We start from the raw sequence: 13,485 nt of genomic DNA, 5'->3' as shown, positions 1-13,485 counted from the left end.
GACTTTCTTGCCAGGATTTCAATGCCAGGATTCACATGTTTGTCAGTAAGACCCTAACCCATATCTCTGCCTTTTTAAACGGTTCGGATGTCGCACCGCTGACAATCGTTTCGGCGGGGGGCGAAAAGGACAATCTGCGCCTGCGCACCCTGATCATGCTGCGCTGGCTGGCCATTCTGGGCCAGACCGCCATGGTGCTGTTGATCGCCTATGGCTTTAATTATGAAATCCGCCTGTGGCTTTGCCTCAGTATCATCATGGGCAGCGCCTGGCTGAACGTCATTCTCAGCCTCGGGCGGCCGTCTACCCAGAGGGCGCGCGGCTGGGAGGCCGCTTTGCAACTGAGCTTCGACGCCATCCAGCTTGCCCTGCTGCTTGGTGTCACCGGCGGGCTCAACAATCCGTTTTGCCTCATGCTGATCGCGCCGCCGACGGTGGCGGCCGCCAACCTGCCAACGCGGCATGGCCTCGCGGTCGTGGCCGTTTCCATGGCCGCCAGCGTGGCCCTGGCCTTCTGGTCGCTCAATCTGCCGTGGCATGTGGGCGAGGCTTTCGTTTTGCCGCAGATGTATCGCCTGGGCTTTCTTGGGGCCATTCTGGTCGGGATCATGTTTACTGCGGGCTATACCTGGCAGGCGGCGCTGGAATCGGCGCGCATGGAGCAGGCCCTAGCCGCCACGCAGGCCGTGCTGGAAAAAGAAACCCGCCTGAGCGCGCTGGGCGGTCTGGCGGCGGCGGCGGCGCACGAACTCGGCACGCCGCTTGGCACCATTCAGGTGGTGGCGCGCGAAATGCTGCATAGCCTGAAACCCACCGATCCGCTCTATGAAGACGCCGAACTGCTGGTGTCGCAGAGCCAGCGCTGCCGCGATATCCTGAAGGCGCTCTCCGCCAAGCCGGAAACCCACGACACGGTGTATGACCAGATACCCTTGCTGGTTTTCCTTGGCAGCGCCGCCGAGCCTTACCAGAGCGCCCGCGTCGCCATCCGCATCGCTGTCGAGGTGCCGGGTTCCGATGATCCCGAAGCCGGCAAGGCGATCATGATCCGGCGGCGCCCCGAATGGCTTCACGCCTTTTCGGCCTTTATCGAAAACGCCGTCGATTTTGCCCGTTCCGAGGTCAGTGTCGTGGCCGAGGTGACGAAAGGCTTTGTCAGCCTGACCTTTCTGGATGATGGCCCCGGAATCGCGCCGGACATATTGTCGCGTCTGGGCGAACCCTATATTTCCTCGCGTTACGACAATGACGACGTGGCCAAGGTGGGTAAAAACCTAGGCGCGCAAAGCCACTCGGGTATGGGGCTTGGCTTTTTCATCGCCAAGACCCTTCTGGAGCATACCGGCGCCAATGTGACCTTCGGTAACCGCGATGAAGGCGGCGCCTACGTTCGGGCCTTGTGGCAGCGCGATCAAATGGATATCCTGACACCCGACGCATAGAGGTTCCCAATGGATATCGTAACCGACCCGCATGAAGCGCTGAAAAGCGCCATCGCCGCCCTGGCGGACAAGACGCTTTTGCTGATGGACGACGACGCGCCGTTCCGCAATCGCCTAGCAAGGGCGCTGGAGACGCGCGGCTTCACCGTGGTGGTGGCCGAGGGCGTACAGCAGGCGCTGGAGATGATTGAGGCCAACCCGCCTGCCTTCGCGGTGATGGACATGCGCCTGGAAGACGGCAACGGTCTTCAGGCGGTCGAGGCCCTGCACAAGAAACGCGCTGACGCCCGCGCCATCATGCTGACCGGCTATGGCAATATTGCCACGGCGGTGGCGGCGGTGAAATCGGGCGCCATCGACTATCTGTCGAAGCCGGCTGATGCCGATGATGTGGTCAAGGCGCTGCTGGCGGTTGCGGATCATGCCCCACCGCCACCGGAAAATCCGATGTCGGCCGATCGCGTGCGCTGGGAGCATATCCAGCGCATTTACGAGCTGTGCGGTCAGAATGTCTCGGAAACCGCCCGCCGGCTTAATATGCACCGCCGGACCTTGCAGCGCATCCTCGCCAAACGCGCGCCGAAATAGGCACTGTGCCGGTGGCGCACCTTGCCAGCAAAAGGCCCCGCCAATCGCTTGACGGGGCCTTCACTCATATTCGACGCGAGGATGTGTCCCTGCTTTAGGCGTCAACCTCAGCATTCAGGGCATTGTCCTGAATGAACTCGCGGCGCGGTTCAACCAGATCCCCCATCAGCTTCGAGAACATCTCGTCGGCCTCATCGGCGTGGTTGACCTTGACCTGCAGCAGGGTGCGGACGTCCTTGTCGAGCGTGGTTTCCCACAGTTGCTCAGGGTTCATCTCACCCAGGCCTTTATAGCGCTGGATGGTCATGCCCTTGCGGCCGGCGTCGAGAATGGCGTTGACCAGATCGAGCGGGCCGCGGATATCGATCGATTTTTCCTTGCGGGTGAAGACACCAACGGCGTTATAGAGATCACCCAGGGCATCGGCGCGTTCACCGAGACGGCGGGCGTCCTGGCTGTGCATCAGGGCTTCGTCGAGCACGATCTTCTCGCTTACGCCACGACGGACGCGTTCGAAAACATAGCCGCCGAGTTCGCCGACGCGGACATCCCACGGGCCGTCACCATCCTGATTGAGACGGGTCAGCGCGGTGGCCACGCGGCTGAGATCCGGGTGGCCGCTGAACAGGCCGCCGAGTGCTGCTTGCTCAAGTGCGAAGGCCGGCGCGCGCATGGCAAGGCGGTCGACCGTGCCCTTGAAGGCTTTGGCGGCGCGCATCTGGGCTTCGAGATCGTTACCGGTGATGCGTTCGCCCGTCGGCAGGCTGAGCACCGCGTCGCTGACGCCTTCCTCGATCAGGAAGTTGTCGAGATCGGGATCGTCCTTGATGTAACGGGATGACTTGCCCTTGGCGACCTTATAGAGCGGCGGCTGGGCGATATAGAGATAGCCCTTCTCGATGATCTCCGGCATCTGGCGATAGAAGAAGGTCAGCAGCAGGGTGCGGATGTGGGCGCCATCGACGTCAGCATCGGTCATGATGATGATCTTGTGGTAGCGCACCTTTTCGATGTTGAAATCGTCACGGCCGATGCCGGCGCCGAGCGCCACGATCAGGGTGCCGATCTGCTCGGAGGAGAGCATCTTGTCGAAACGGGCGCGCTCGACGTTCAGCACCTTGCCGCGCAGGGGCAGGATGGCCTGATTTTCACGGTTACGCGCCTGCTTGGCCGAGCCGCCGGCGGAATCACCCTCGACGATGAAGATTTCGGACTTAGCCGGATCGCGTTCCTGACAATCGGCCAGCTTGCCGGGCAGGCTGGAAATATCGAGTGCGGTCTTGCGGCGGGTCAGGTCGCGCGCCTTGCGGGCGGCTTCGCGGGCGGAGGCGGCTTCGATGATCTTGGAGACGATCTGCTTGGCCTCGACCGGGTTTTCTTCGAACCACTGGGTCAGCTTGTCATAGACCAGACCTTCAACGGCGGGGCGGACTTCCGACGACACCAGCTTGTCCTTCGTCTGCGACGAGAACTTGGGGTCGGGCACTTTGACTGACAGCACGCACGTCAGGCCTTCGCGGGCGTCTTCGCCGGTGACGGTGACCTTTTCTTTCTTTGCCGCGCCGGAGCTTTCCATATAGGCGGTCATGACGCGGGTCAGGGCGCCGCGGAAGGCTGCCAGGTGAGTGCCGCCGTCGCGCTGCGGAATGTTGTTGGTGAAGCACAGCATGGTCTCGTGGTAGCTGTCGTTCCACTGCAGTGCCAGATCGACCTCGACCTTGTCGCGCGCGCCGCGCACATCGATCGGCGCCTTCAGGATGGCGGTCTTGGCCTTGTCGAGGTGCTTGACGAATTCGACGATACCGCCGTCGTAGTGCAGGATGGTCTCATAGGGCTCGGCCTCGCGCAGGTCGGCGAAGCGGATATGGACGCCCGAATTGAGGAAGGCCAGTTCGCGCAGGCGGTGTTCCAGCGTTTTGCGGTCGAAATCGATGAAGGCGAAGGTGGTCAGCGACGGGAAGAAGCGCACCTCGGTGCCGGTGTAATCCTTACCGTTTTCGCGCAGATACGTATCGCCCACCACCTTGAGCGGGCTGACCGTATCGCCGCGCTCGAAGCGGACTTCGTGTTTCTTGCCCTGACGATAGATGGTCAGTTCGAGATAGTCGGACAGGGCGTTGACGACCGAGACGCCGACGCCGTGCAGTCCGCCGGACACCTTGTAGGAATTCTGGTCGAACTTGCCGCCGGCGTGCAGCTCGGTCATGATGACCTCGGCCGCCGAAACGCCTTCGCCTTCGTGGATATCGACCGGTACGCCGCGACCGTCATCGGTGACCGTGCAGGAGCCGTCGGGATTGAGGATGACCTCGACGCGCGTGGCGTGGCCCGCCAGCACTTCATCGATGGCGTTATCGACCACTTCGTAGACCATGTGGTGCAGACCGGAGCCGTCATCGGTGTCGCCGATATACATGCCGGGGCGTTTGCGGACGGCGTCGAGACCCTTCAGAACCTTGATCGAATCAGCGCCATATTCGGACTGTCCGTTGGCATCGAGGTTGCCTGGGGTGACTTCGGGTGCGTCAGTCATGAATGGCCTTCAGTTTAATCAACAAAATCAATGAATTGACCGGCCTCAATGCGCACGCCGAGCGCGCGATTCTTGAGGCCGTCGAACAGGACCAAATCAGTCCCTGTAAAGAAGGTTTGTAGCCCCAAAGCATGGGTCTCGTCAAACAATGCGTGCCTGCGCAAGGGGTCGAGATGGGCCGCCACCTCATCAAGCAAAAGTATAGGACGGGAAAGGGTTTGGGTGGATGCCAGACGCGCCCCCTGCCCCAGGATGATATTGAGCAAAAGCGCCTTCTGCTCGCCGGTCGAACAGTCGGCGGCGGGGCGGTTTTTCTCGCGGTGGAGCACGGCCAGATCCATGCGGTGCGGGCCGAACAGCGAGCGTCCGGCGGCGCCATCGCGGCCACGGGCGCGGCGGTAGCCTTCCAGCAGATCATCGGGCGGGATATCGCCGGTAAAGCTGAGATCGGCCTTGGGGAAGGCCCCTTGGTGTGCCTCGATCTCGGCCTGCAGGGCATCGCGCGCCTCATGACGGGCGGCCATCATCTGCGCACCGGTCTCGGCCAGTTTCTGCTCCAGCAAACCGAGCCACGCGTCATCCGGCGTTATGTCGCGCGCGTAGGCGTCGGTCAGCAGCCGCAGGCGTTCACGCAGGGCCTTCTCGTAGGCGCTGACGACCGAGGCGTGGGATGGCACGGAGGCATAGACCAGGCGGTCGAAAAAACGCAGGCGTTCGGTGCGGGCCTCAACGAACAGGCGGTCCTGCGCCGGGGTCAGCCAGATCAGCCGGACATGTTCGAGCAGGCGGGCGGCGGTGACGCTTTCGCCATCGAGCCGGACAAGGCGTTTGGTAATATCGCGCGGATCGGAGCCGGTGCCGAGGTGGACCTCATCCTCGCCGCTGTGAAAACGGGCGGCGACGCCCCAGGCGCGGCCTTTGGCTTCATCGGGCAGGCGGCGACCGAGATCGGCAAACGCTGCCCCGCGCAGGCCGCGGCCGGGATTGAGCACGCTGATGGCTTCGAGCAGGTTAGTCTTGCCGGCGCCGTTGGGGCCATAGAGATAGACCGACTGTCCGCCCACAGCGAAATCCAGCCGCTCGTAGGACCGGAATTCGGTCAGGGAGAGGTGCTGGAGCGCGTGATTATCGGGCGTCACTAGACCCGCAGCGGCATCAGAACGTACTGCACGCCGTTATCGACCGGATCGAGCACGAGCGTCGGTGACGAGGCGTCCGAGAAGCGCAGTTCCACCGTATCGCCGCCGATCTGGCCCATGACGTCCATGATGTAGCGGGCATTGAAGCCGATATCGAGTGTCTCGTTGTCGTAATCGATCTCGGCTTCTTCGACGGCCTGACCGGCCTCGATGTTGCGCACCGACAGGGTCAGGCGGCCGGTCTCGATCGTCATCTTCACCGAGCGCGACTTTTCCGCCGAAATGGTCGAGACGCGATCGACGGCCTTGGACAGGATGCCGGCAGAGACGGTCATCACCTTGTCATTACCCTTGGGAATGACGCGGCCATAATCGGGGAACGAACCGTCGATGATCTTGGAGGTCAGCGAGGCATTGCCGAACTGGAAGCGGATCTTGGCGGGCGACACGGTTAGGTCGACATAGCCGGTGCCGTCATCGAGCAGGCGGCGGGCCTGATCGATCGTCTTGCGCGGAATGATGACGCCGGCGCCGCCCATGGCGCCTTCCGGCGCGGGCATTTCGGCGAGCGCCAGGCGGTGACCATCGGTCGCCACGGCGCGCAGATAGTTCGAACCGTCTTCCGACAGGCAGTGCAGGAACAGGCCGTTGAGATAGTAGCGGGTTTCTTCGGTCGAGACGGCGAAGCGCGTCTTGTCGATCAGGCGCTTCAGATCGTCACGCAGGATCTGGTAGGAGACGCCTTCGTGATCGTTCGACATGATCGGGAAATCACCGGCGGGCAGTACCGGCAGGGCGAAGCGCGAACGGCCGGCCGAGACCGACAGGCGGGGATCGTCACCGGCGGCGAATTTCAGCTCGACGTCGGCGCCATCGGGCAGCTTGCGCACAATTTCATAAAGGGTATGGGCGGGGGCCGTGATCTGGCCCGGCACCTGTACGCTGGCATCGGCGGTATCGACAATTTCCATATCGAGATCGGTGGCCGAAAAGGACACCTGACCACGTTCGGCGGACAGCAGCACATTGGACAGGATAGGGATGGTGTTGCGGCGTTCGACAACATTCTGGACGTGGCCCAGGGCCTTGAGCAGCGCGCCACGTTCGATGGTAAATTGCATCTGGTTATCCTACCAACTTCAAATGGGGTTTGGGGCCTCGGCCCCATGCCTTTAATTCCTTGTCTTTTCTTCGCCTCAAGGCGAGGAAAAGGCAAGGAAAAAGATGTGGGGTCAAGACCCCACGCCCCTTAAACGTTACGGAGTTTACGGGTGAGCGCCTCGACGTCGCGGGCGATCTGATCGTCGGCCTGCAGCAGTTCCTCAACCTTCTTAACCGCATGAAGAACGGTCGTGTGGTCACGACCGCCGAAACGACGGCCGATATCGGGATAGGAGCGCGTGGTGTGCTGCTTGCACAGCCACATGGCGACCTGGCGCGGACGGGCGATGGCGCGGGTGCGACGCTCCGACAGGAGATCGGCTTGCTTCAGGCCAAAGTGATCAGAGACCAGCTTCTGGATCTCATCCACGGTGACGCGGCGCTCGACGGCCACCTTCAAATTCGGCTGCAACAAAGCCATAGCTTCTTCCAAAGTCAAACTCCCAAGACGCGGCCCAGCGGACGCCACCAGGGTATTGACCGCACCTTCAAGTTCACGGATCGACCCCGGCACACGCTCGGCCAGAAAATGTAAAACGTCGGAACGCGGGTTCTGAGCAGCCCCCAGACGTTGCGACAACTGTTCGAGCTTGCGCTCGATAATGCCCATGCGCAGGCTTTGATCGGCCACATCCAGCGCACACACCAGCCCGGAGGACAGGTGCGAACGCAGGCGCGCTTCGATTTCAGTCAGTTGCGAGGGCGGACGATCGGCCGTGAAAACGACACGACGATTGTTTTCGATCAGCGAGGTGAGCGTGTGGAACAGCTCTTCCTGGCTGGAGGTCTTGCCGCCGATGAAATGCACATCATCGACCAGCAGAAGATCCGCACCGCGGATTTCATCCTTGAACGCCGAGGTCGACTTGTCCATCAGCGCCTTGACGAAGGTGGAGGTGAACTTTTCGGCCGTCAGATAGACGATTTTCGCGTCGGGGCGGCGCGTCTGCGCTTCCCAGCCGATGGCGTTCAGAAGGTGGGTCTTGCCGTAGCCGTAGGGGCCATGGAAAAATACCGGATTGAAATGCCCGTCGGCCCAGCTCGCCACCTGGCGCGACATCTGGAAGGCGAATTCATTGCCGCGACCGGCCACGAAACTGTCAAAGGTCAGGCGTTCCTGCAAACCGCCGATGCGGTTGGGCGCGGCCACCTCGATGATCGGCATGACGGGCTCAGGGCGGGCAGGGGCGGTTTCGGTCGCCGGCGCCACCGCAGGCGCTGCTACGGCGCCACGGGTCGCGTCTTCATATTCAACACGCGACTTGATATCGAGCACCCGCGAATCCGGATCGTGCTGGGTCCATAATTCCTGCGCACGGCGGGCGGCGTTGCGGGCGATCCAGTCACGCGCATAGGCCGTCGGCGTTACCAGAACCGGATCGCCGTAAGGGCCGGGGCGCACGTTCGACGGCGCCACATAGGAATTATACGGACCTTCGCCCAGCTCGCGCCGGAGGACTGTCGCTACTTTTGACCATACCGTTTCAGGTAAAATCGGTGACCAGCTTGTCATGCTTGGCATTCTTTTATCGCCCCGATCATTTGCCTTAACCCACACATCTCGCGTTACTCATAGCCACCCCCGTCACGAATGAGGCCCATCATGCCTCGCCGGACGGTCGATGACCGTTGCTCTGGTCACGCCCCGCGCCCATGCCGCTTAACGACATCAGCGCCGACCGATCACCTTAACGGACGCACCCAATAAAGGTTTACCGTTGTCCAGATACCACCTCTCAAGCCTTTTTCAACCTTGAGTGGTTGTCCCTGTTGAGTCTTTCTGGGCTTGCGCGCAGGCCGCGAATTTCGGCCGCGAGCAACTCCAAATTTCTCCCCTTACGCGAAGGGAAACGTGTCGGTTTAGCGGCAACCGCCTAGCATCCGGCGTCGCGCAGAGCGCGGCTCCAGTTAGCGGAAGTACAAATCCCGGACACCACAGGAAGGTTCCCGTTTGTCCGAAAAGTTCGGCTAAACCGTCACTTGGCCTGCGCAGGGATAGATCGACCTTAGTGGGTCACTTTTCCTTGCGGCATAAGCCTTTGAGCAAGGACGACGCCCTCCGGAAAACCAGTGAGACGGCTGACTTTGCTCCATACGTCCGACCTTTCGTCGGGCGCCGCAGAAATCCTCCGTATCAGGATGAGTTCTGCGTGAGAGGGCCAAATTAACGCTCTGGAGCGTCGGGTCAATGACCTAATTTATCAACAGGTGCTGATATTTTTATTGACTCCGCTAACCTGTTCGCGCGCAACGAGAAATTAAGACTAAATTAGGCAATTATTTTTTGCCGCTGCTCTTTTCGGCGCAACGCGAAAAAGAGCTGTGAAGGCGACAAAAAACAGCCCTCGCCCGCCGAAGCGTGCGTGGGATGAAAAGCTTTATATTGTAGGAAATTCTAAAGTGGAGCCGGTGGTGTTCCACCTGCAGGCTCCGCTTCTCGCAACGCTGCATGCACAACGCCGGCAGGGTCATGGCCGCGGGCGCTAAGGCCCGCGTCAATAACAGATTTAGGCGGTGGCCAGCTTCTTGAGCTGAGCGGCCAGACGGGACACTTTACGCGAACCGGTATTCTTGTGAACCACACCCTTGGAGACAGCGCGCATCAGCTCGGATTGCGCCTCGACGAAGGCGGCCTTGGCGACATCAGCGTTACCGCCGGTCAGGGCTTCTTCAAACTTGCGCACGAAGGTACGGACGCGCGAACGACGCGCCTTGTTGACTTCGGTACGGGCAGCGATCTTACGGATCGCTTTGCGGGCGCCGGGGTTATTGGCCATTCATCACCTTAAAGGACGAGATAGTTAAGTAAAAAAGTCGCCGCAGAAACCTGCGAAGACGTGAATTTCAAGGGGGCGGGGTATAACTGATGAACTTCCCCCGGTCAATGCACCCCGGTGCGCTTTTCTCATGCAAGGCATAAAATTTATGCACACCTGTGGTCGACGGCCCTAAAACAGGCGATCTTGCGCCTTTTTAAGTTCCGGAATACGCTTACAACCTGTTTCGGGGGGAGTCCAAGTCTTATGTCATCAATCGATCGCCGCGTCCTGCTGGGCGCAGGCTTAACAACTGTCGGCGCCAGCCTGTTTCCGACGCTTGCGGAAGCCAGGGCCGCTATCGGTAAGCCGGCGCCGAAATTCACCCTCACCACCTTCGACCGCCGCAAGGTCACCTCGGCCGAACTGGCCGGCAAGGTCATCGTGCTCAACTACTGGGCCGTCTGGTGCGGCCCGTGCAAGCAGGAACTGCCGGAGATCGACCGCTATGTTCGCAAGAAGGGCGGCGATGATCTCAAGGTCTTCGCCGTGACCGTGGATGACGCCGTCTCCGACAGCCAGCTCAAGCCGCTGGCCGGCGTCCTGTCCTTTCCGCTGGTGACACGGATCAGCGGCAGCGGTTATGGCGCCATCGGCGGAGCCATTCCCACAAATTACGTTATCGACCGTTCCGGCGTCCTGCGCTACGCCAAGGCCGACGCCTTCAGTTATCAGACCTTCGATAGCCTGATCACACCTCTGCTGGCGGAAAAAGCGCCTGCGCCGGCACCGATCGTACAAACCTAAGCCGGTCTGTTTCCGGACAGGCTATGTCTGGCAGACGGGGCAGAAGAAGCTCGACCGTCCCTGATGCACCTTGCGCTCGATGACGCCGCCATCGTTACGAGGGCAGGGCTGTCCTTTACGATCATAGACGCAGAAGCGGTGCTGGAAATAACCCAGCTCCCCCGAAGCGGCGGCGAAATCGCTGATGGATGAGCCGCCCGAGGCCACGGCCTCTTCCAGCACGGTCTTGATACCTTCGATGAGCGACGCCGCCTCTTTGGGCTTCAAAGCCGACGCCTTGTGGTCAGGGCTCAGGCGTGCCCGCCACAGCGCCTCGCAGACATAGATGTTTCCGAGCCCCGCGATGCCGCCTTTTGGCCCTCCTTGGGCCATCAGCAGCGCCTTAAGATTGACATTGCGGCCGTGCGCCATCTCCAGCAGGTGTGCCGGCGTCAGTTCGTCCGAGAGGGGCTCGACGCCAAGGCCCTTGAACCACTTGCTTTCGTAGAGTTCATCGGGCTTGAGCAGCAGCATGAAGCCGAAGCGGCGCGGGTCGTAATAGTCGATCCGGCTGACGCCGCCCTCCGGCAGGGTGGCGAGGCACTGGAAATGCAGATGTTTCTCGTCGGGCGCGGCCGCATGATAATAACGCGCCAGGTCTTCCGGGCTGTCATTCACCTGAAAGCGGCCGGTCATGCCCAGATGTGTCACCCAGACATCCTGCGTATCGAGATAGAACAAAAGATATTTGGCGCGGCGTTCCAGCCGCAACACCTCGGCGCCGTCCAGACGTTGTGCGAAATGCTCCGGAAACGGATAGCGCAGGTTGGGCCTATGCAGCCGGACCTCACTCAGTTTCGCGCCCTGCATATGCGGTTCAAGCCCGCGCCGGACGGTTTCGACTTCGGGCAGTTCGGGCATGGCGGGGGCTCCGGGGGGTTAAGCGCAGGGGACATAGTTCCCTGCACCCCATAACACAGGGCTGGGTCTTTACGCGACCCGCACCAGACGGCGTGTCGCCTGTTCACCCAGATCGGCGAACCATTGTTTCGGATCGAGCGCCACATCATCGCTGAGCGCCATGGCGTCGTAATTGATGCGCGGGGGTTTACGTTCGGAGGCCGCCACGATGGCGCGCAGTTCGGCGGCCGAAGTGACCCCGACCATGACGGTGGAGACGCCTTCGAGATTGAGCGCAAAGCTCAAGGCCGCGTGCAGCGGGTCGGCGCCGCTTTCGGCCATGATGCGACGGACGCGCGACAGGTGCGGACCAATGGGGATCAGGTTGGCCGGCAGGGCTTCGCGCGGCAGGAACAGCAGGCCCTGCAGGAAGACCGAGCGAATCTGGACCTCGACGCCAAGTTCGGCAAGGGTTTTGATGGCGCCGTTGCGCACCAGGCGCTGATCGAGGATCGAGGCCGGCACCTGCATGATGTCGGGCTTGAAGCGTTGGGCCAGCAGCACCGGCTGGTCGGCGGCGGTGGCGCTGATGCCGATCTTGCTGATCAGGCCGTCGGCCTTCAGCTTTTCCAGACGCGTCCACAGGGCGTCGCCCTCCGGCCCGGTCAGGTCTTCGGCGGCATCGACCAGCGCGGCGTGGGCGCGCACCAGGCCCATATGGTCAACCGAGCGGCGCAGGCGCGATTCCAGCCAGTCGAGGCCTTTTTCAAGGCGCAGGGTACGGATCTGGGGTTTGAAAGGCGAGGGGAAGGGCCAGTTGCGGCCTAAAATGCGTTCGACATCGCCGTCATGGTGCGAGGCATCGATGTTCAGGATGCGGCAATCGGCGGCCAGCTCAAGGATCTGGCGCACGTCTTCCTCACCCACGCGACCGCGGGTGTTGGATATGCCGTAGTCACCGCCAAATTGCGCTGAACCGAGACCGAGGTTTGCCGCCATGAATGCGCACTGTCCAAAATCATTTAACCAGATTCCTTAACCAAGAAAGGAATGGGTCGAATGTGGACGGTAAACCATAAACAAGCTCTTTACAGGAAATAAAAAACCCATGCGCTATGGGCGCTTTTTTCATAAAGATTATGGTTAATAAGGACTTAATTTTCGTATTTTGGCTTAAAGTTCAAATTATTGCCGGTGTACCATGCACAGGTTTGTTAAGTTGTGCACAGACTGTCAACAAGCGTTACAGACCTTAAATATCGAAAATTCTCTGGCGATCTTCCAGCGAACCGACGCTTACGCCCTGATCGGTGACCAGACCATTGGCGATCGAATAAACCCAGCCGTGTATGGTAATGGGCTGCTGCTCGCGCCACGCCTTGGCCACGATCGGCGTCAGGGCGACGCTGCGCACCTGGGAAATGACGTTCAGTTCGCACAGGCGATCCAGACGCGCGACATCATTACCGATGGCGTCGAGCTCGTGCTGATGGCTGTGCGCCACTTCGCGGATCGGGGCCAGCCAGTGATCGATCAGGCTGTCGCCCTGGGATTCGACGGCGGCGCGGACACCACCGCAGCCATAGTGGCCCACCACCAGAATGTGCTTCACCTTGAGCACCTGTACGGCATATTGCAGAACGCTGAGATAGTTGGCGTCCTGCGACGGCGCGAGGTTGGCGACATTGCGGTGGACGAACAGTTCGCCTGGATCAAGATCGACGATTTCATTGGCTGGCACGCGCGAATCCGCGCAGCCGATCCAGAAATATTCCGGTGATTGCTGGGCGACGAGGCGTTTGAAAAATTCGGGATCGATTTCGGTTTTCTGGTGTGCCCAGATGCGGTTTTTCTCGATCAGTCGATCCAGCATGGTCTGTACCCTTAGATAAACCCCGCCGGGGTTATAGACACAGAACCAGACAGATCAAGCGTTTTTAACGATGCGGGATCAGCTTTTCGAAGCTGTTCGTGACGTTGCCGAGCGTCTGGTCGATGATCAGGCCGGCCTTTTCAAACGAGCCGGCGCGGATAACGAGAATCAGTACCACCACCCCGAGCAGACCCAGCAGGCCTTCGAGAATATTGAGCGCCACCGACCACGGCCGGATGCGATTGACCCTGGCATAGGAGGTCAAACCTTCGGCAGACTGGACCGGACTGGAAAATTTCATCACACA

12 protein-coding genes are annotated in these 13,485 nt (G+C 60.8%); 3 read left to right on the top strand and 9 right to left on the bottom strand.

Going from position 1 to position 13,485, the window contains the following annotated elements:
* Window positions 1-35 precede the first annotated feature (35 nt).
* Entirely contained in the window at window positions 36-1,442 is a 1,407-nt protein-coding gene (locus tag B060_RS0104415; RefSeq protein WP_018080547.1) for an ActS/PrrB/RegB family redox-sensitive histidine kinase, read from the top strand.
* A gap of 9 nt (window positions 1,443-1,451) precedes the next feature.
* A complete protein-coding gene (locus tag B060_RS0104410) occupies window positions 1,452-2,030 on the top strand; it encodes an ActR/PrrA/RegA family redox response regulator transcription factor (protein WP_018080546.1) in 579 nt (192 codons plus the stop codon).
* A 94-nt stretch (window positions 2,031-2,124) separates the two neighbouring features.
* On the opposite strand, the gene gyrB is transcribed toward B060_RS0104410, so the two are convergent.
* From gyrB to rpsT, 5 genes are all read right to left on the bottom strand, one after another.
* The gene (gyrB, locus tag B060_RS0104405) at window positions 2,125-4,563 is read right to left on the bottom strand and encodes a DNA topoisomerase (ATP-hydrolyzing) subunit B (protein WP_018080545.1); all 2,439 of its coding nucleotides are present in this window, start codon (window positions 4,561-4,563) and stop codon (window positions 2,125-2,127) included.
* A 14-nt stretch (window positions 4,564-4,577) separates the two neighbouring features.
* Window positions 4,578-5,702: a DNA replication/repair protein RecF gene (recF, locus tag B060_RS0104400; RefSeq protein WP_018080544.1), complete on the bottom strand. Its 1,125-nt coding sequence runs from the start codon at window positions 5,700-5,702 to the stop codon at window positions 4,578-4,580.
* Window positions 5,702-6,823 carry a DNA polymerase III subunit beta gene (gene dnaN, locus B060_RS0104395; protein ID WP_018080543.1) on the bottom strand — a complete coding sequence of 374 codons (1,122 nt, stop codon included), beginning with the start codon at window positions 6,821-6,823 and terminating at the stop codon, window positions 5,702-5,704. Before dnaN ends, recF begins: the two co-directional genes overlap by 1 nt.
* Window positions 6,824-6,951: 128 nt before the next feature.
* The gene (gene dnaA, locus B060_RS0104390) at window positions 6,952-8,376 is read right to left on the bottom strand and encodes a chromosomal replication initiator protein DnaA (protein ID WP_018080542.1); all 1,425 of its coding nucleotides are present in this window, start codon (window positions 8,374-8,376) and stop codon (window positions 6,952-6,954) included.
* Between the two features lie 994 nt (window positions 8,377-9,370).
* Window positions 9,371-9,640, bottom strand: a complete 270-nt coding sequence (gene rpsT / locus B060_RS0104385) for a 30S ribosomal protein S20 (RefSeq protein WP_018080541.1) — start codon at window positions 9,638-9,640, stop codon at window positions 9,371-9,373.
* 246 nt (window positions 9,641-9,886) lie between these two features.
* On the opposite strand from rpsT, the gene B060_RS0104380 reads away from it, so the two are divergent.
* Window positions 9,887-10,426, top strand: a complete 540-nt coding sequence (locus B060_RS0104380) for a TlpA family protein disulfide reductase (RefSeq protein WP_018080540.1) — start codon at window positions 9,887-9,889, stop codon at window positions 10,424-10,426.
* A gap of 21 nt (window positions 10,427-10,447) precedes the next feature.
* On the opposite strand, the gene mutM is transcribed toward B060_RS0104380, so the two are convergent.
* The 4 genes from mutM to B060_RS0104360 form a co-directional block, all read right to left on the bottom strand.
* Window positions 10,448-11,326, bottom strand: a complete 879-nt coding sequence (gene mutM, locus B060_RS0104375; protein WP_018080539.1) for a bifunctional DNA-formamidopyrimidine glycosylase/DNA-(apurinic or apyrimidinic site) lyase — start codon at window positions 11,324-11,326, stop codon at window positions 10,448-10,450.
* A gap of 69 nt (window positions 11,327-11,395) precedes the next feature.
* Entirely contained in the window at window positions 11,396-12,304 is a 909-nt protein-coding gene (locus B060_RS0104370; protein ID WP_018080538.1) for an aldo/keto reductase, read from the bottom strand.
* Between the two features lie 253 nt (window positions 12,305-12,557).
* Window positions 12,558-13,178, bottom strand: coding sequence for a carbonic anhydrase (locus B060_RS0104365; RefSeq protein WP_018080537.1), 621 nt, complete (start codon window positions 13,176-13,178; stop codon window positions 12,558-12,560).
* A gap of 64 nt (window positions 13,179-13,242) precedes the next feature.
* The gene (locus B060_RS0104360) at window positions 13,243-13,479 is read right to left on the bottom strand and encodes a hypothetical protein (RefSeq protein WP_018080536.1); all 237 of its coding nucleotides are present in this window, start codon (window positions 13,477-13,479) and stop codon (window positions 13,243-13,245) included.
* Window positions 13,480-13,485: the final 6 nt, after the last annotated feature.

The organism is Asticcacaulis benevestitus DSM 16100 = ATCC BAA-896, assembly GCF_000376105.1.
Lineage (GTDB): Bacteria > Pseudomonadota > Alphaproteobacteria > Caulobacterales > Caulobacteraceae > Asticcacaulis > Asticcacaulis benevestitus.
The sequence above is the reverse complement of the archived record's forward strand: the minus strand, read 5'-3'. Positions and strand labels throughout refer to the sequence as shown.

Bases quoted from the DNA above. Each gene is read 5' to 3' on its own strand.
- B060_RS0104360 (WP_018080536.1), bottom strand. From the start codon at position 13,479: ATGAAATTTTCCAGTCCGGTCCAGTCTGCCGAAGGTTTGACCTCCTAT.
- dnaA (WP_018080542.1), bottom strand. From the start codon at position 8,376: ATGACAAGCTGGTCACCGATTTTACCTGAAACGGTATGGTCAAAAGTA.
- dnaN (WP_018080543.1), bottom strand. From the start codon at position 6,823: ATGCAATTTACCATCGAACGTGGCGCGCTGCTCAAGGCCCTGGGCCAC.
- mutM (WP_018080539.1), bottom strand. From the start codon at position 11,326: ATGCCCGAACTGCCCGAAGTCGAAACCGTCCGGCGCGGGCTTGAACCG.
- B060_RS0104415 (WP_018080547.1), top strand. From the start codon at position 36: ATGTTTGTCAGTAAGACCCTAACCCATATCTCTGCCTTTTTAAACGGT.
- rpsT (WP_018080541.1), bottom strand. From the start codon at position 9,640: ATGGCCAATAACCCCGGCGCCCGCAAAGCGATCCGTAAGATCGCTGCC.
- B060_RS0104380 (WP_018080540.1), top strand. From the start codon at position 9,887: ATGTCATCAATCGATCGCCGCGTCCTGCTGGGCGCAGGCTTAACAACT.
- gyrB (WP_018080545.1), bottom strand. From the start codon at position 4,563: ATGACTGACGCACCCGAAGTCACCCCAGGCAACCTCGATGCCAACGGA.
- B060_RS0104370 (WP_018080538.1), bottom strand. From the start codon at position 12,304: ATGGCGGCAAACCTCGGTCTCGGTTCAGCGCAATTTGGCGGTGACTAC.
- B060_RS0104410 (WP_018080546.1), top strand. From the start codon at position 1,452: ATGGATATCGTAACCGACCCGCATGAAGCGCTGAAAAGCGCCATCGCC.
- B060_RS0104365 (WP_018080537.1), bottom strand. From the start codon at position 13,178: ATGCTGGATCGACTGATCGAGAAAAACCGCATCTGGGCACACCAGAAA.